Origin of the sequence: Nonomuraea recticatena (assembly GCF_039533245.1) — a bacterium.
Taxonomy (GTDB): Bacteria; Actinomycetota; Actinomycetes; order Streptosporangiales; family Streptosporangiaceae; genus Nonomuraea; species Nonomuraea roseola.
Genome location: NZ_BAAATE010000041.1, coordinates 41,835 through 58,043, shown reverse-complemented (window position 1 = coordinate 58,043; position 16,209 = coordinate 41,835). Strand labels below are relative to the sequence as shown.

At 65.3% G+C, this 16,209-nt stretch carries 13 protein-coding genes and 2 pseudogenes; 6 read left to right on the top strand and 9 right to left on the bottom strand.

Translation table 11 applies throughout. The features are described from left to right. Nucleotides 1-101: 101 nt before the first annotated feature. Nucleotides 102-2,057: an ABC transporter ATP-binding protein gene (locus tag ABFX50_RS44095; RefSeq protein ID WP_346155427.1), complete on the top strand. Its 1,956-nt coding sequence runs from the start codon at nucleotides 102-104 to the stop codon at nucleotides 2,055-2,057. Here the strand turns inward: ABFX50_RS44095 and ABFX50_RS44090 are convergent. From ABFX50_RS44090 to ABFX50_RS44080, 3 genes are all read right to left on the bottom strand, one after another. Then, entirely contained in the window at nucleotides 2,018-2,287 is a 270-nt protein-coding gene (locus ABFX50_RS44090) for a hypothetical protein (protein WP_346155424.1), read from the bottom strand. The genes ABFX50_RS44095 and ABFX50_RS44090 overlap by 40 nt on opposite strands. A gap of 329 nt (nucleotides 2,288-2,616) precedes the next feature. Further along, nucleotides 2,617-3,924: a hypothetical protein gene (locus ABFX50_RS44085; protein WP_346155421.1), complete on the bottom strand. Its 1,308-nt coding sequence runs from the start codon at nucleotides 3,922-3,924 to the stop codon at nucleotides 2,617-2,619. A 543-nt stretch (nucleotides 3,925-4,467) separates the two neighbouring features. Further along, nucleotides 4,468-4,593, bottom strand: a complete 126-nt coding sequence (locus ABFX50_RS44080; RefSeq protein WP_346155420.1) for a hypothetical protein — start codon at nucleotides 4,591-4,593, stop codon at nucleotides 4,468-4,470. A 179-nt stretch (nucleotides 4,594-4,772) separates the two neighbouring features. Between ABFX50_RS44080 and ABFX50_RS44075 the strand changes: the two genes are divergently transcribed. After that, nucleotides 4,773-6,242 (top strand): MFS transporter, encoded by a 1,470-nt coding sequence (locus ABFX50_RS44075; protein ID WP_346155417.1) that lies wholly within the window; start codon nucleotides 4,773-4,775, stop codon nucleotides 6,240-6,242. 104 nt (nucleotides 6,243-6,346) lie between these two features. Here the strand turns inward: ABFX50_RS44075 and ABFX50_RS44070 are convergent, their stop codons facing one another. Further along, nucleotides 6,347-6,871 (bottom strand): helix-turn-helix domain-containing protein, encoded by a 525-nt coding sequence (locus tag ABFX50_RS44070; protein ID WP_346155414.1) that lies wholly within the window; start codon nucleotides 6,869-6,871, stop codon nucleotides 6,347-6,349. Between the two features lie 248 nt (nucleotides 6,872-7,119). On the opposite strand from ABFX50_RS44070, the gene ABFX50_RS44065 reads away from it, so the two are divergent. From ABFX50_RS44065 to ABFX50_RS44055, 3 genes are all read left to right on the top strand, one after another. Then, the gene (locus ABFX50_RS44065; protein ID WP_346155412.1) at nucleotides 7,120-7,380 is read left to right on the top strand and encodes a hypothetical protein; all 261 of its coding nucleotides are present in this window, start codon (nucleotides 7,120-7,122) and stop codon (nucleotides 7,378-7,380) included. A gap of 39 nt (nucleotides 7,381-7,419) precedes the next feature. Further along, nucleotides 7,420-7,587 carry a hypothetical protein gene (locus ABFX50_RS44060; RefSeq protein ID WP_346155410.1) on the top strand — a complete coding sequence of 56 codons (168 nt, stop codon included), beginning with the start codon at nucleotides 7,420-7,422 and terminating at the stop codon, nucleotides 7,585-7,587. Between the two features lie 434 nt (nucleotides 7,588-8,021). Then, nucleotides 8,022-8,864 carry a hypothetical protein gene (locus ABFX50_RS44055; protein WP_346155407.1) on the top strand — a complete coding sequence of 281 codons (843 nt, stop codon included), beginning with the start codon at nucleotides 8,022-8,024 and terminating at the stop codon, nucleotides 8,862-8,864. 88 nt (nucleotides 8,865-8,952) lie between these two features. Here the strand turns inward: ABFX50_RS44055 and ABFX50_RS51575 are convergent. From ABFX50_RS51575 to ABFX50_RS44035, 5 genes and pseudogenes are all read right to left on the bottom strand, one after another. Next, a pseudogene (locus tag ABFX50_RS51575) lies at nucleotides 8,953-9,111 on the bottom strand (transposase); the annotation flags it as partial. Between the two features lie 351 nt (nucleotides 9,112-9,462). After that, complete coding sequence (locus tag ABFX50_RS44050) at nucleotides 9,463-10,155, bottom strand: hypothetical protein (protein ID WP_346155405.1); 693 nt, start codon at nucleotides 10,153-10,155, stop codon at nucleotides 9,463-9,465. Nucleotides 10,156-11,748: 1,593 nt separating this feature from the next. Further along, nucleotides 11,749-12,202, bottom strand: a pseudogene (locus tag ABFX50_RS51570) (transposase); the annotation flags it as partial. Nucleotides 12,203-12,686: 484 nt separating this feature from the next. Next, entirely contained in the window at nucleotides 12,687-13,718 is a 1,032-nt protein-coding gene (locus tag ABFX50_RS44040; RefSeq protein ID WP_346155403.1) for an NAD(P)-dependent oxidoreductase, read from the bottom strand. A 111-nt stretch (nucleotides 13,719-13,829) separates the two neighbouring features. Then, nucleotides 13,830-14,582, bottom strand: coding sequence for a hypothetical protein (locus tag ABFX50_RS44035; RefSeq protein WP_346155400.1), 753 nt, complete (start codon nucleotides 14,580-14,582; stop codon nucleotides 13,830-13,832). A gap of 471 nt (nucleotides 14,583-15,053) precedes the next feature. Between ABFX50_RS44035 and ABFX50_RS44030 the strand changes: the two genes are divergently transcribed. Continuing rightward, on the top strand, nucleotides 15,054-16,202 hold the full coding sequence (locus ABFX50_RS44030; RefSeq protein WP_346155398.1) for an integrase core domain-containing protein: 1,149 nt from the start codon (nucleotides 15,054-15,056) through the stop codon (nucleotides 16,200-16,202). The last annotated feature ends 7 nt before the right edge of the window (nucleotides 16,203-16,209 follow it).

The following is a 16,209-nucleotide window of genomic DNA, read 5'->3' as shown; positions in this document are numbered from 1 at the left end:
ACTTCTGCGCGGACTGAGGTAAGACCGCAAGAAACGACCGGAGGGACGCCATCTCCCTCTGGTCGTGTCATCCGCTGGACCTGACTGGGAGGCCGAGACGCGTGGAGGGTTTGCGGCCGAACTCCCGGCCCGGTCGGCACCGTTCCGACGGCCAGGTGCGCATCCCCGAGGTGGATCCGCTGTTCGGCAGCGGCATCCGGATGACCGCCGGATGGGCGCAGCACGACGGGGCCGGCGCCGACCTGGGCTTCTGGACGCTGCTGTCGCGGCTGCCGCGGCTGATGCGGATCAGCTTCGGCCTGGCGTGGCAGGCCGGCCACCTGCTGCTGCCTGTGGCCGTGACCGCCAAGCTGCTGGCAGGCGCGGCTACCGGAGCGGTGCTGCTGGCCACCAACGCGGTCCTGGTGCTGCTGCTGTCCGGGCCGCCCACGCTGGAACGGCTCACGCAGGCGCTGCCCGTCCTGCTCGGCGTGGCCGTCGCGGGTGTGGCGCGCAGCGTGCTGTCCTCGATGGGCGACGCCGTGAACGGCAAGCTCGCCCCGCGCATCGACCGGGCCGCGACCGTCCGGCTGCTCGAACGGGCCGTGCGCGTGGAACTGGTGATCATCAAGAACGCCGAGTTCCGCAACCTGATGTCGGCCGCCGCCCGTGGCGCGCTGTCCGCCCGGATGGTTACCACGTACGCCATCGCGCTGGTGGAGGCGCTGACCGGCCTGGTCGCCGCCGCAGGCGTGCTGACCGTCCTGCATCCGCTGCTGATGCCGCTCATGGTGGTGGTGACCGTGCCGTCGGCGTGGGGCGCGGTCCGGATGGCCCGGGCCCGGTTCGTGTCGATGAAGCGGTGGACCGAGCTGCAGCGGCAGCTCGAAACCCTGTCCGAGCTGCTGATCGGCTCGTCTCCGGCTGAGGAGGTGCGGGCACATCGGGCGGGCGGTTTCCTGCTGCATCACTACCAGCGGCTGGCCCGGCTGTCGGAGGCGGAGCAGGCCCGGCTGGCCGGGCTGGAGGCCCGAACGAACTTGATGTCCGACGGGGTCGCCGGGCTGGCCCGGCTCGCCATGTACGGCGTGCTGGGCGCGCTGCTCACCTCCGGCGCGGTGCCGCTAGCCGTGGCGGGCACGGTCATCATCGCCATCCGCACCGGCACCGGACACTTGACCGCGCTGGTGTCGGCCGTGAACGACCTGTATGAGCAAGGCCTCTTCGTCCAGGACTGGAAGCAGGCATGCGACCGGGCCGAGCAGGAGGCGATCCGCGGTGGCACGATCAAGCTGGACCAGCCGCCCGACCAGATCTTCGCCCGGAACCTGTGGTTTACCTACCCCAACAACGAGCAACCCTCGCTCGCCGGCATCGACATGACGGTCCGCCGCGGCGAGATCGTCGCGCTTGTCGGCGAGAACGGCTCAGGCAAGACGACGCTGGCCAAGCTGCTGACCGGCCTGTACATGCCGCAGCGCGGCGCGGTGTGGTGGGACGGCCGCACCACCGCCGAGCTGGACCGGGCCACCCTGTTCGACCATGTGGCGCTGGTGGCTCAGGATTTCGTGCACTGGCCGTTCACCGCCCGGGTCAATGTCACGATCGGCCGTTCGACCCGCAGGCCGGATGCCGCCGCGCTGCGTGAGTCGGCCGCCTTCGGCCGGGCCGACGAGGTGGTCGACCGCCTGGACGCGGGCTGGGAGACGCTTCTGGCGCCGGAGTTCCTAGGCGGCACCATGCTGTCCGGCGGTCAGTGGCAGCGTATCGGGCTGGCTCGCGCCCATTACCGCAACGCGTCCGTGGTGATCTTCGATGAGCCCACGGCCGCGCTGGATCCCAGGGCGGAACTCGAGGTGTTCGATCGGGTCGGCGACCTGGCCAAGGGCGGCAGGGCCGTCATTCTGGTCACCCACCGGCTGGCGTCCGTGCGGCGCGCGGACCGCATCTACGTTCTGGACCGCGGAAGGGTCATCGAGCACGGCACCCATGATGCGCTTATGGCGTTGAACGGCCGCTACGCCGAGCTGTACAGCCTTCAGGCCAAACAGCACCAGGACTCCGTGCCCTCCTCGTAAGACTTCAGGAACGTCTTGCCGGCAGATGCTGCCGAGGGACCCGGCGGCCACCTGGACAGCGCCCGGTCGTCACCAGCGGTGCGGTGGCCAGGACGGCGCCACTCCCATGCCCATGTCTCCTGCGCGGGGGCGGCCAGCGGGCCTGCCAGCGGCACCGAGGCCACGGTCGCGGTGGCGAAGACCCAGCGCTGGACCTTTCCGCGCGCGGACGGCGGCCTGGGCGGTGGCATAGTGACCTGAGCGCCTCTCCCGCGCGGCAGCCCGACGCCTGCTCAACCGGGCGTTTTTTACATGCCTCTACATCGAGACCACCGAACGCCCGATGTCAGCGCCGGCGATCCTAACCCTTCGCCCCGTTCCTACACGTCCAACGCAGAAACGGTGGCGCCCCGAAGGATGCCGCCGTTTCTCAAACTTCCGCGCTACTCACTTCCGCCCCCGAAGAGGGGTGTTCGAGTGACACGTCTTGGTGGAGGCAAGCAGGTGCCCAGCATGCCTCACGAGAACTTGGATGGTCCAGCGTTCATGAGTCCTGCTGGCGTTGGTCCAGTGGCGCCGGTTACTTCAGCCGGTCGGCCACTTGCGCTGCCACCGGAGCCATGCGCGTACAGCGCGCACCCGGATCGTAGTTCTGCCCCTCGTCTGGATCGGTCATCGTCAGAATCACCACGAAACGTCCCTTCCGGAACACCAGCGCGCCCGCCGGCCAGGCATAGCGCCGGGTCACGCAATAGGACCCATCGCCCACGGAACGGCTCAGCCGCCGTCCGCCGTCGACGGGCCCGGCCACGGTAAGGTAGTGCTCCGCCGCGGCGGGGGCCATGTAGCTGATGACTTCCACCCGTAGCTTGTGCCGGTCGGTGAAGTAGTGATTTCCGGTGCCTCGTTCGCACATGGTGTGGACGTAGGCGTACTCCTTGGGATCGCGGATACCTGTACCGATGCTGAAGTCCAGCCTTCCGACCGCGCTGGAGATCTCTTCTCGGGCGAACGGCGCGGCCGGGCGGAGGAACAATCTCCGGAAATCCCCGGCGTTGTAGACGGCGCAGGCGAGCGTCGGCTTGGCCGTGACCAGAGGGCTGTGGTAAGCGATCGACGGAGCCCCTACGGGTCGTATCGATCGCTTCGACAGGTTGCCGGCGATCGTTTCCAGCAGCGTTCGCTGAACGTGCTTGAGCCGAGGCCCTCGCTCCAGCGACGTATTCACCTGCACGACCGTCTTACCGGACCGAAGGGCGAAGTTCACATGGTCGATACCGTCGTCGTCCGGGCTTGTATCCTGCTTCTCCTGCCGTACCGTGACCTTACCGATGGCCGGCCGGTTGACGAAGTCTTTGAAGGCGTACTGCATGGCGGAGGCGTTGGTGTAGCTCTCTTGGAAGACTGCGATCGTCAGCCTGCTCTTCGGCCACAGCCAGTAGTCGCAACTGTTGGGCGGTGTCGTTGGGAGGAACAGGTCGTCGTCCTTGTCGACGGGTCCGTCGCCCTGGCCGTCAAAAGTGGAGCGCCGGTACGATCCGGTCAAGGGGTTGGGGCGAAGCAACAGGCCATGCTTCTTCAGGTCGGCGAGCGTCATCAAGGCGCAGGCTGAAATGACGGGCGAGCCAGCGTATCTGATGGGCGGCGTACCGGTCTCGACCAGCGGCGCCGGGTCGGCGATTCCCTCCTCCTCCAGCGCTTCGAAGCCGTCACGCTGGATCGTTTTCAACTTGAGGCCGCCTGCGGTGGCCTCATCCCCGGTCGTCGGGGCAGCGGAACTATCTTCGGTGACGCCCGGACCACTCTCTCCACGCAGGTTCGGCAGAATCACGAAGTCGGCGGCGATGACCAGTACCACCACGAGCCCCGTGGCGATCAGCAGCGCCATCAGCCATCCCATCCTTCGGCGCCGCGGCGGACGCGGCGGAGGCGGCGGAGGCGAAGGGTGTGGCCCTGCCGGCGGGAGGCCGTAGCGGTGCGGGGGTGGCGGATAGGGCTGGCGGGGGCTCCCGGGCACGCCTTGCGGTCGCCACTGAGAATGGCCAGGAGTGCCGTGCCCCTGCCATGAACCGGACGGATCCTGATAGGGCGGTTGTCCCACGATGCCCCCGTTCGATGATCGCTAGAAACTTGGCCCTCACGGGCCAAGAACAGAGGCCAGAGTGTAGCGCCGTATTTACCGCGCATCCTGACACATCTGTACGTTGTGGCACCGGGCACCGGACTTGGCTGGAAACCGACGAATATCGGCAGTTTTGCGCTAGGTGAGTGGAACGCGCGCATGCCAGCCTGTACTCCGTTGTTTCAAGCGTTAACGGGCGCGTTTCATACCGGACAGTGCAATCTCCAGGCGTAAGCGCCCGCCACGAGGAACTCCGCTATGTCTCCCGTCTTCAGGCTCAGTGGGACGTGTACATCTGCCGGATCTTGATTACACCAGGACCTGGGTCTTCCGCTCGAGGCGTTCGTAGGGGGCTTGGCCGCCGAGGGCCCGGTGGGGGCGATGGAGTTTGTCGTTGAGGACGCCGGTGGCGTCGATGACGATGCCCTCAAGCATGCGGTGCAACTCTTCGAGAGGATACCCAGTAGGGGTATATTTACCGCGGCAAATAGCCGCACTGCCAAACGCAGCCCATGAAAGGGACCCCCTTGTCGTCATCGGCGTCATCCACGCATCTTGGCCCACGCGCCGAGGCCAGGACCTGGCTCGGGCTGGCCGTGCTTGTCCTGCCCGCCATGCTGCTGTTCATGATGCTCACCATCTGGTTCCTGGCAATCCCCCAGCTGGCCGCGGACCTGAAGCCGAGCAGCATCCAAACTTTGTGGATCATCGATATCTACGGCTTTCTGATGGCCGGCCTGCTGGTCACCATGGGCACGCTCGGCGATCGGATCGGCCATCGCAAGCTGCTGGTCGCGGGTGCGGCCGTTTTCGCCGTCGTCTCGCTGATCGCCGCCAACACCTCAGACCCAGCCTTGATGATCGTCTGGCGGGCCGTTCTCGGCATCGCCGCGGCCACCCAGATGCCCGCCACCCTCGGGTTGATCTTTGCCACGTTCACCGACGCGCGCAAGCGCGGCATCGCGGTCGGCGTTTGGTCGGGCGGCATCTCCGTCGGCACCGCGCTCGGACCGGTGATCGGCGGGGCGCTGCTGGAGGCATTCTCCTGGCGCGCCGCCTTCCTGGTCGCCGTACCGGTGATGGCGATTGTGGCGATCGGCGCCCTGCTGCTGTTGCCCAACCCCCGCAACCCGACCGCCAGCCGCCCCGACCTGTTCAGCGTGGGGTTGTCGCTGGCGACCCTACTGCCGATCGTCTACGGCGTGAAGGAACTGGCCAGGCCCGACGCCCTCGTACCGGCGTTGGCTGGCATCGCGGCCGGGCTGGCGTTCGGTGCCGGGTTCGTCGTGCGTCAGCTGCGCCTGCCCGAGCCGCTGCTGGACGTGCGGCTGTTCGCCAATCGCATGGTCAGCGGCGCCCTGCGGGTGTTCTTGCTCGCCGCCACCGCGCTGGGTGGCGTCTATCTGCTGTTCACCCAATACCTTCAGTTGGTCGAGGGCCTGTCGCCCCTGCAGGCCGGGCTGTGGGCGTTGCCGGGTGCGGCCCTGCTGGTGGTCGTCTCCGCGGCCTCGCCCGTCCTGGCCCGGCGTATCCGCCCTGGCTATCTGATTGCGGCCGGGTTGGCCGTTCAGGTGGTCGGCTACCTGATGCTCACCCAGGTCGACGCGAGCGGCGGGCTGCCGCTGCTGGTGAGCGGCTTCATGGTGCTCTATCCGGCCGTCGCGCCGTCCATGGCGCTGACCACCAACCTGATCGTCGGCTCGGTGCCCCCGCACAAGGCCGGGGCTGCCTCCGGGCTCGCCACTACCTGCAGCGACCTGGGCATCTCGCTCGGCATCGCGATCATCGGCAGCATCGGCGCCGCCGTCTATCGCGCCCAGGCCGGCGTCGCGCTGCCTACGGGCCTGCCGCCCGAGGCCGCAACCGCCAGCCGCGACAGCATTGACGGCGCGGTCGTCGCCGCCCAGCAACTTCCCGACGACCTCGGCGACGCACTACTCACCCCCGCCCGCGAGGCCTTCACCCGCGGCCTCAACCTGGCTGCCGTCACCGCCGCCGCGATCGCCGCTGGGGCGGCCATCATCGCCCTCGCCAGACTTCGCCACGTCCCCGCTACTGGCCAGCCGGCCCAGGCCGAAGCCTGAGCGCGGGTCTTCCGACCGCGCCGCCCGGCAGATACCGGTCGTCATCCACGTAAGGGAGACCGGTATCGCGCTCGATGACACCCGACGTGTGCGGTATCAAGTCGCTAACGACCTCGTGCATAGTTCGGACTGAGGCACTGTGGCGTGCGGTCAGGCACTCTCTCATGCTGGTTTCTGGTCGGACAAGAGTCCAGCGATGGTGGTGACGATCTCCCGTGTTGATCCGGCTTCTGCCCGATGAAGCGAGCACGGTCCGCGGTGCCGGCGGCTGGGCGGCGCACCCGGATCTCGGTCGCGTCCAAGATGGCGCTCCGGCCGCTGTCGCCCAGGTAGTCAATCACCTCGGCCAACGTGGTAAGCCTACGACGTGAGGCGATTCGGCACTCGCGCTGAGCCGGCAGCGAGCGGGTCTTCCCGATGGCACGGGTGATGGTGGAGCGATCAACGCCGAACCAGTAGCCAAGCACATCGTGAGTGACTCCATGGCGCAGGTGGACCAGCGTGGCCAAAAGCCGATCAACGAAGACCAGCTTGTGCCGGGCTCCTGCCCCGATCCGGCGCCGCCGAGGCCTGGCCGGCGGCTCGGCCTTCCGTTGAGCGACCCATAGCGGCCCGATCTCGGCGACCAACTCCCGCCAGCACGTCCACCGGCAACCCGTAGAGCCGGTCCGGTACTACGCACGATCGCGGTTAACTGTCCGTTACGTGATATCTACTAACAGCAATCAGCTATCGGTAGCGAGGCCGAATGCGACCTGATCGCGCCATCTTTCGCGCGTATTCCGCCATGCAGTCCGTGAGCATGGTCGAACCAGTTCAGAGGTTGGCAAGCTAGGACTTCGGTGCGAAACCACTGAAAGGGGTTGCATTGCGTTACATGAGGTTCGTTGCCATGGTGATCATGTCGATCACCGCCGCTGCAGCCTTCTCGTTGGGCACGCAGACGGCCTACGCCGCTGAGACCACGAAGAAGGGCGAGGATGTTATAACGGTCGCCGAGATGCGTTCCGTGGGCCCCTTCTACACCTGGGAAAGCTGCGACAGCGAGCGCAGGACCTACTCGCGCTACTACACCCGCATCGAGCAGTGCGAACTTCGGTACGGATATTGGTATTTCCGTTACGACTCCGCCAGCTAGTAGTGCGGTGACCACATAGGTTCACCGGCTTGAGGGACCGTGCTGCTGCTTGCGCTGGCCGTCCCGGTTGCCCTCCACTGTCGTATCGACACCGAAGCGATGGAGGAGGAGCGCGGTGGTCGAGCCCGTGCGGGCGCGGCGACCACGCGGGCCGCCGACCAGTCCGCCGCGGAGCGCGCGGCCAAGGCAGAGAAGATGCGTCTTTAAGGCCGCGGGGACATAGCGGCCCAGGATGAGACGAGTCCGAGAAGCTGGTCGACATGCTGCGGAAGACATGTCCGATTAGCACCCGCCCGACGAGCTGCTCCCGACGGCGTCCGGGCGTCGGCCCGTGGCCTTCAAGCGTCAGCCCGCCAGCTCCAGTGGTAGCCGCACGACGTGCAGTGACGCGCCAGCCGTTCCGGCCTCCTGCCGTCTACGGTGTAGCCCTAGAACGGCTGTTTCGTGGCCTAGCGGGTGGCGATCCGATGGGAGCGGAAGGAGGGAAAGCTGGGTTCGGCGTTGAATGAGTTCAGGAACACGTTGGTGGAGGCGGCCGAGCAAAGGAAGCGCGCTCACGATGCCACCCCCGTCGGCATGTTCCGTTCGGCGGACGTGGTGCGGCAGGTCGATACGGTCGCGAGTGCAGAGGTATGCTCCTAATGGCGATGACGCTCCCCCAAGAGTCTGCGTGGCTCGCTTCGGTGAGCGGTGCCAGCGCAATATTCCTATGGGATGAGGATGCTCTGGCCGGCCCCAATAGCGTGGCAACACACCTTCACACCTTCCTGAACCAGGTAGCACCCGACGTGCACGAGACCAACACCGCCGCAGCACGATATGCCACCGCCACCGGCGGAGCGGAATTCGGCGCCTTCGCCCGGCATTGGAACACCCTCACCACCAACACCGCCACCAGCCCAGAACCCAGCACCGACACAGGCTTCGGCTCTGGCGAGAATGGCGGCTCGGCCGACGCCCTCCAGATCACTGCCGGGGTGGTGGGCCTGCTTGGCCTCGCCGCCGGCGGCATCGTCCTGTCCAAAACCGGCGTCCTGACCCGGCTGGCCTTGCTCGCCCAGCACATGGCTGCCAGCGCCGCCGCCGGACCCGCCGGCGCCCTCACCGCCGCCCAAGCCGTCGCCACCACCCGCGTAGCCAACACCGCCACCACCCACCAACTCCTCAAATACCTCACGGAGAAGATCGCCCCCCACCTCCGCCGCGCCAGCGACGCCCTACTTCAGGGCCGACTTCCCGCACTCGAACGTCCGGGCGGCTACCGTAAGCCGCCTATGGGCGCCAAGGGGGGCGAGAGGATGGATATAGGCAGACGCCCGAGAGATGCCGGTGGACCTCCGCTCTGCTTGACATGCAGGAACCCTGCCCACCGATGTACATGCAATCGTGATCCGTACGTCGGCAATGATCATCCTTTTGCTTGCAGCAACTGTGGACGTTTGATTAAGCATTGTGTCGTCAGGCCGTGTAGCAAACACAGATGACAGGTCCTCCGCGGTACGGCGAATCACATAAGCACGGGTGCGCTGGTCCCCGCGCATACGCGTGAGGATGACTCAAAACTGGGCTGCATCAGCCTGCGACCGCGCCGCGATTCAGGCGCCATCTATGGGTCTTGCCCGATGATGCCTCGACAGGACTTGCGCGCATAGCGCGGCAAAAGACGCCCTCATCGCGCAACCGCTCGTAATTGTCGCCAGCCGCGATGACCAAGGTAGCGGCCAAGTCAGGACCGACGCCTTTTCCAGCAGATCGGGAGCGAGGGTTTAAACGGCGCGCGTGATGCGTTGAGCCTTTTCCAACCTATCGCCGCAGCTCAGCCAGGACATCCAGTCTGCACGAGGCGACTGACCTGCGGCCTGCCCTCCGCCGCAGCATGAGCCAGGCCACGCCAATGCGACTCAACCCTGGTCAGCGGGTGGTGCCAAGCAGGTTGAAAATGCTCAGTGTCCCGTTAGGGATGAAGAATTATCCACCGCAGTTCAAGAAGGACGCGGTGGCGTTGTATGAGTCCAGGCCCGGACGCGACGATCGCGGTGCTCGCTGCTGACCTGGGGGTCAGCCCGGAATGCGCGGATCAGGTCAACGGCGTTGCATCGACCACTCCCAATGCTCCCAGAAAGACTCGTCGCCATTTTCGATTCGGTCTAAGTCTACGTCGATTTCGACAACATTGGGAAGCACCGTCTCGATCTCTGAGGGAAGCAGGGTATGCGCGGTGACTACTCTGACGTTAGCGTCGAGGAGGAGGTTGCGGGCACGATCATCTTCGTCCATGTCGAAGAACCAGTCGCTGAACGATTCTGCTACGGTTTTATCGAGGTTGACAATGCCCTCGAAATTTTCCTTGTAGTCCTTCAGTTCTTCGTAGAGTGTGGTAACGGCGCTCCCGGTGGCTCCCGTTGTGTACGCAAGAGTTCGGATAGTCGCGCAGAGCTTGCGCATCGCCTCAAGCGCATGTTCGGTCGCCGGTGAATGCCAAGAGCTCGACAGGTCGTATGCGCGTTGTTGACACACCTCCTGTAACGTGGTCAGTTCCGCGGCTACATTGTGAAACAACTCACCCCGTCGGGCCATTTGGCCTAGGTCCAGGTTGTCGAAGAAGCCTTTGATCGTGGGCGCGTCGTACGTGGAGACGTCCGCCGGTTCAGTTTCCGGTCTAAGAGTCTTCCAAACCTCATGTCGAACGCCGTTGATCGCCTTCTCTAGACGCGGTCGATTTGCTTCAATAATCCCCTCCGTCCTGTCGTAGTCAACGCTGCTGGCAACGATCATGCTAGCTATGCTGGCATAGTCTCCATGAGCTTCCGCGTATCTATATCTTGACGTCCTCGCTATATCAAATACCGCTTCATCGAAATGCGCCATGGTCCGCCAGGTAGGACTAGAATGAAGGCCGAGTACGTGCCATTCCAATTCCCTCCACTCATCGTCCTCTGCCTTGGATGCGAGTTTCAGGTCTGCGTACATTTCATGGCCGATTTTCTTCAATAACTTACGATCTACAATTAGATCGGCCTTTCCTGACGGCCACGAGGTTGGCAGCTGAAATCCGCTCTCCCAATTATTCCATGAATCTTCTGACATTACACTCCTTCGAAGTCATGCTAAGTGGTGAAATGACCTACTTGACTCGGACGGGAGGGCTCAGCGAAGTCGGTACACCTACACGTAATAGCTTGAATGTACTGGCAGTATTTTGCCATTTATGGACGGGATTCCCGCCATGACCGGAGAGATACCTTTCGGGCAGGGGTCTCGGCGAGGTGGCACGAGCCTGACTCTCGGGATAAGCCATTGTTCAGAAGATGGCGACGCTGGATGTGCGAGGGTAGCCAGATCGAATGCCGTCACGCTTGAGCCCCTTGTCCCGCTGGAACATCCCCACAACCTCCTCTGAGCCTTTTCCATCCTCCGTTCGCGCAGCTCGTGGGACTTGCCTTGGAGGTCCGTACGCGCCGAAAAAGCGGCTGTGACGCCACAGGTCACAAGCTCGTACGTGTCGCCGACAGAGCACTGCGCAACAGCGCGGATAGCCGACTGCCAGGATGAAAGGCTCAGAAATCAACAAACCGCAACCCGGAGCAGCACGACACCATCCTCACAGCCGGAGTAGTACGGCTTCTCGTGGACCAGAGTGAGGCGAGTAACGCCCGACTCGGGGTCAGCCGTCGCCCCGGGCTCCACGTTCGCGTGTCGGTCCCGTAGCACGCCGGTCAGGTGTAGCAGGCACTGTCCCCTCAGACCGCACATGCCTACGCGTCTCCCCCAATGGCAACGGCCGCCCGTCCTTCATCGCCGAGTGGAGCCCCAAGCAGGTCGCGCAGCACGTCGACCTTTGGCTGCCTCGTCGAAGTTGTCGACTCGAGCCAGTCCGAACGCAGCGCCTACAACCGCGCTGCCACCTGTAGCTACCGCACGGCATCTGCCTTGCTGCCGTTCTTGCTGGAGCTGGAAAACCCTCGCTCCCGCAAGAGAGCGAGGGGTGGTCTCCTAACAAGTACCGCTCACCAGAATTCAAAATAATAGCTGGTCCCCCAGGAACTCCATCTGATCTCTGAGACCTGGTAGTAACGCTTGAACTCGGACCTTTGACTAACACATCCGCTATAGTCCACACCTACGCCGCACCAGTGCGTCTCTGCGTACGAGATGTGTGATCCGGTCATGGATGCCCCGGCGTTCGCCGGGGTGGCGAGCAGCACGGCTGCCGCAACGGCTGCCGCTCCGATCGCTCCACGGAACAGGTGCTTCACATACTTCCTCTCAGATAAGCGGCCGGTCAGTAATAAGTCTGGCCACGTGAGCCCTCGAACGCACATTGGTTCTAAGATCGCGGAAGCTTACATGCACGTCGGATCCGTTGAGGGCGTGCAGATGAGGCAGATCAGCGGCCCGGGCTGTGGCGATCCAGGCGTCGAGGCGGTCGGCGTTGCCCTCGCTCGGCCGGAGCTGGTCGGCAAAGCCGCGGACGAGCCCAGCCAGGCCGATCATCTCCGGACAGGCGGTGGTGAGCTCGTTGAGCAGCGGCGATGCTCGTCTTTGAGGTTGTCGGGCTGGCTCAGTGGGACCCGGGTAAGGCCGCGTGGGGAGATGGGAAGGCGGTCGGCTTCGACCCGGCCTGTTGCCCGGCGACTTCCTTCATAACGGCCTCATCGAAGTTGCGCCGCAGGTGCCAGCGGTCATCAACCGGGAGGGCGTGGCGGATCGCCTCGGCATAGGCGCCTGAGCCGTCCCGGCACACCACCTGCACCCCGGGACGGGTGCGCCACCAGGCTTCCGGGACATCGGCGGTACGGCCAGGCAGGATGTCGATGCGCTCCGCACCACCACCACCAGCACACGGCGTGCATCGACCAGGACATCGGTCAGACTGCGCTCGTGATGGTCGTGCACGCGGGCTGTCGCGGCTCCGCAGGCCGGGCGGGCGGCGGATCCGTTCGGGATTCGCGCGCGTACCCGAATCTGCTCGCTCCGGGCCGACACTACCGTACGCCACGTGCACGGCCTCGCGCCTGCATGTAGGGAGGGCAGGCCGTGCACGTGTGCACCCGCACCATAGTCACGCGAGGCCACGCGATGCGGGAGCTGCGAGAGCCTCCGCGCGCCTGCGTGCGCGAGTCGGGACTCTCAAGGCGGGCAAACCGTCGACAGGCGGGCGGGCATGCCGCTACGGCGGGCCCATGAATGGCGAGGCTTCCATCCTGAAGAACAGCGACCTGCGCTCGGCGTTGCCGGACAGCCGCCGCCGTACTGCCCCGAGCCCAAGTCGAGTCTCGTCACCAGTGCCTGGCCCGCATCGGCTGTTATGCCGGCTCCCGTTCGCCCATGCGGTCGCGACTGAGGAACTCGGCAAGGCGGGTCGGGGCGTCATCTCCGTGGCCGGCTGACACCGCGGCATCGATGACCTCCTTGGCCGCTCGGGTGACGGCCGAGGAGACCTCGGCCTGGTCGAGTGCGTGGACGATGTGTTCCAGGCTGGCGGCGATCGAGGTCAGCGACGACGACTCTTCCCCGGAGAAGCGGCCGGCGTCGATCTCGGTTGCCAGCCCGGGAATCAGGTCGGCGACAAGCTGCGCCATCTGCTGGGCGTGGGACGCCAGTGCGGTGGCCGGTACGTGATGCCGCGCCGCGAGTGCGAAGGAGTGCATCAATCCGGTGATCGAGCTCCAGAACAGGTTCAGCAGGGCGACATCGAAGCTCGCCGCCCTTCCCGGGTCGGCTCCGAGATGGACGGCTGTGCCTCCCAGCGCCGCCAGCTTCTCGCGGTGGCGGTCGAAGAGCTCGGCCGGTCCGCTGTAGAGGATGCGGGTCGCCTCCGTGCCGATGGCCGCCGCAGGAGTCATGATCGAGCCGTCGAGATAGGCCAGGCCCAGCTTCTCCGCCCGGGCGGCCAGCTCACGGGTGCGCTCCGGTCCTTCGGAGGTGAGGTTGACCAGCGTGGTGCTCGGCAGTCCGCGACGGTCTGATTCGGCGACTGCCCGGTCAAGGATGGCGTCGACGGCGTCCGCGTCGATGACGCAGACGATGGCCACTTCACTCGCATCGAGCGCGGCCAGCGGGCTGTCCGCCCAGGTGGCGCCGCTCGCGAGAAGCTCATCGGCTTTGCCCGCGGTCCGATTCCACACCGTGGTGGGGTGACCGGCGGCAAGGAAGGCCGCTGCTATGGCGCGTCCCATCGGCCCCAGACCGATCACCGTCACGGGCGCTTGCGAGGTCTCCTGTCCCATAGTCGTGTGCTCCCATCGTTCGAGGACGTCGGCGTCCCGGCCGTACAGTTTAGGCAAAGGTTGACGTTGATGTGAAGGTCCGGGCGGACCACGCGGGATCGAGAGCATGCGCGCGTTGCGCTACTCGTGGAGAAGGGCCGGCTGCGCCCTGACCGAACGGCCGCCCGATACCGCGTCTACACCGATGCGCATGCCGAGACCGTCCGCCGCCCCGGGTCCTTAAGCGTTTTCATCCTGAGCGGCGCGGGCGTCTTCGACGGTTTGAGAACGAGGACCGCGTGAACGTTTGTAGTCGTGCGGTGTGGGGTGGCAGCGCAGGCGGGTCAGGATCTTCCATGTCTCGAGCTCGCTCGCCCGATGGCGCGGATGCGGGTGTGGGCGTGGTTGCGTGGTATCCGAAGACCATCCCTGCCTGGGCCACCGGCTGCCAGCCACTGGACAGCTGGCCCACTCCGCCGGTTCCATCAGCGCAAAGGACTTGTAGCCTGCGACTTCTTCCACGTTGACACGATCTTTCCGAAGCGCGTGTACGTGTTGTCTGTGATGGAGATCAGCACGCGGCGTGTGCGCATCTTGGGGGTGGCGTCCCGTCCGACCGGCGCATGGACCGCATAGCAGGCCCATAAGCTCCTGATCGACCTTGGCGAGCGAGCGGCGTCGTTCCGCTTCCTCATCCGCGATCGGGACGCCAAATTCACCAGTGTCTTCGATGATGTCTTCGCGGCCGCGGGCGTCACCGTGCTGAAGCGCCGTCACGAACGCCGAGGGTGAACTGCTATGCAGAGCGCAGGATCCGCACGGCGCGAGCGGAGTGCTCTGCTGATCTACGGTGAACGGCATCTGCGCGCGGTCCTGGACGAGTACATCGATCATCACAATGGGCATCGGCCGCACAGGCGCGTGGGCAACGACCGCCCCATCAGGAACGAGCAGGTGGTTGTGCCGTTGGAAGGCCGTATCGAGCACCGACAAGTGCTCGGCGGAGCGATCAACGAGTACCGCCGAGCCGTATAACTCGGGCCGAGAAACCCCAGTCCAGCCCGCACGCGCGAGTTTTGACGCGCTACAGGCGCGAGGCGGGTCGTCGGAGTCGGCGAGGCGGGCAGGGCCCGGCGGAGGCGTGGTGGTCGAAGGCCTGGCCCCGGCCAGCCGCAAGACCCGCTGAATCCAGGCCTCCAGGCTCGTGGAGGCCGGCGGCGTGGAGGCTGGCGGCGTGGACGCCTGGTCCATCTCGTCAACTCTGCGCCTGCCGATAATTACATCCGCCCAGATGAGTGGGCGTTTGCTACCTGCGGCCGGGAGAGCGGCTCGTCGTCTGCGACTTGTTTGGCACGCCAGCCCTGACGCCGGAGAACCAGGCGGAGATGCGCGACTACCGCGCCTACGGCAGCGCGCCCTCTGGCCGTTCAGGAGACGGAACCCAGTGCGGCAGGATGATCGGCCGTGCTCCTTCGCCTGGCCTATCTCACCGTCACGAACACCTTCGCCGCGCTGCGGTTGCTGCCCATGAGCGATCGAGACAAGGACGTGGAGATTCTCGTCCTGTGTCACCAGATCACCGTCCTTGAACGTCAACTCGGCGCCGACACCAAAGTGAGATATATACCTGAGGACCGGGTCCTTCTCGCCGCTCTCCTGACCTCGCTGCCCCGCGAGGTTGTGCGCCAGCTGCGGCTTCTCGTCCGGCCGGACACCGTCCTGTGCTGGCACCGCGATCTGATGAGAGGTCGTCATGCCCGTACCTGCCGGCCGAAGCGACGTGGGCGCCCACCCACGGTCCGCTCCATCCGTGTCCTCGTTCTGCGCCTGGTTGGGGAGAATCCGGCTTGGGGATATCGGCGGATCCACGGGGCGCTCACCACACTCGGCATCAAGGTCGCCGCATCGACGGTGTGGGAGATCCTCAAGCAGGCAGGTGTTGATCCGGCGCCCGAGCGGGCGTCCACCACGTGGGCCGACTTCCTGCGCTCGCAAGCCGACGCCATACTGGCCTGCGGTGTCATCGAGACTGTCACCCTGAATGGGAAACGCCAGTACATCCTGACAGTCATCGAGCACGCCACCAGGCGCGTCCGTGTGCTCGGCACCCCCGCTCACCCGAGCGCAAACTGGGTCATCCAGGCGTTCAAGAATCTGGTGATGGATCTGGAGGATGCGGGCTGCCGGGTGCGCTTTCTGATCCGGGACAGGGATGGGAAGTTCCCTGCGCTCATGGGCAAGGTCCTCGCTGAGGCCGACATCAAGATGGTGCTCACCGGTATTCGGATGCCGCGGATGAACTCGATCATGGAGCGGTGGGTGCAGTCGTGCCGTCACGAGCTTCTCGACCGCTGCCTTGTATGGAACGAACGCCATCTTCGGCACGCCCTGCGCGAGTACGAACGGTTCTACAACCAGCACCGAGCCCACCAAGCCCTGAACCAAGGAGCCCCGCTGCGTCCCGCCCCGGATCCGATCACAGACCCCGGGCGAATCATCGACCTGAACATACGCCGACGAGACCGGCTCGGCGGCGTCCTCCAGAGTACTCACATGCCGCTTGACCTTTATGGACGTAATTTTCGGCAAGCGCAATGTCGGGCGGCTCTGTAACTTTCAG

Excerpts from the sequence above, each read along its gene's own strand:
- ABFX50_RS44090 (WP_346155424.1), bottom strand. The coding sequence starts at position 2,287 with ATGCCACCGCCCAGGCCGCCGTCCGCGCGCGGAAAGGTCCAGCGCTGG.
- ABFX50_RS44085 (WP_346155421.1), bottom strand. The coding sequence starts at position 3,924 with ATGGCGCTGCTGATCGCCACGGGGCTCGTGGTGGTACTGGTCATCGCC.
- ABFX50_RS44080 (WP_346155420.1), bottom strand. The coding sequence starts at position 4,593 with ATGCTTGAGGGCATCGTCATCGACGCCACCGGCGTCCTCAACGACAAA.
- ABFX50_RS44075 (WP_346155417.1), top strand. The coding sequence starts at position 4,773 with ATGCTGCTGTTCATGATGCTCACCATCTGGTTCCTGGCAATCCCCCAG.
- ABFX50_RS44065 (WP_346155412.1), top strand. The coding sequence starts at position 7,120 with ATGAGGTTCGTTGCCATGGTGATCATGTCGATCACCGCCGCTGCAGCC.
- ABFX50_RS44055 (WP_346155407.1), top strand. The coding sequence starts at position 8,022 with ATGGCGATGACGCTCCCCCAAGAGTCTGCGTGGCTCGCTTCGGTGAGC.
- ABFX50_RS44050 (WP_346155405.1), bottom strand. The coding sequence starts at position 10,155 with ATGATCGTTGCCAGCAGCGTTGACTACGACAGGACGGAGGGGATTATT.
- ABFX50_RS44040 (WP_346155403.1), bottom strand. The coding sequence starts at position 13,718 with ATGCTCTCGATCCCGCGTGGTCCGCCCGGACCTTCACATCAACGTCAA.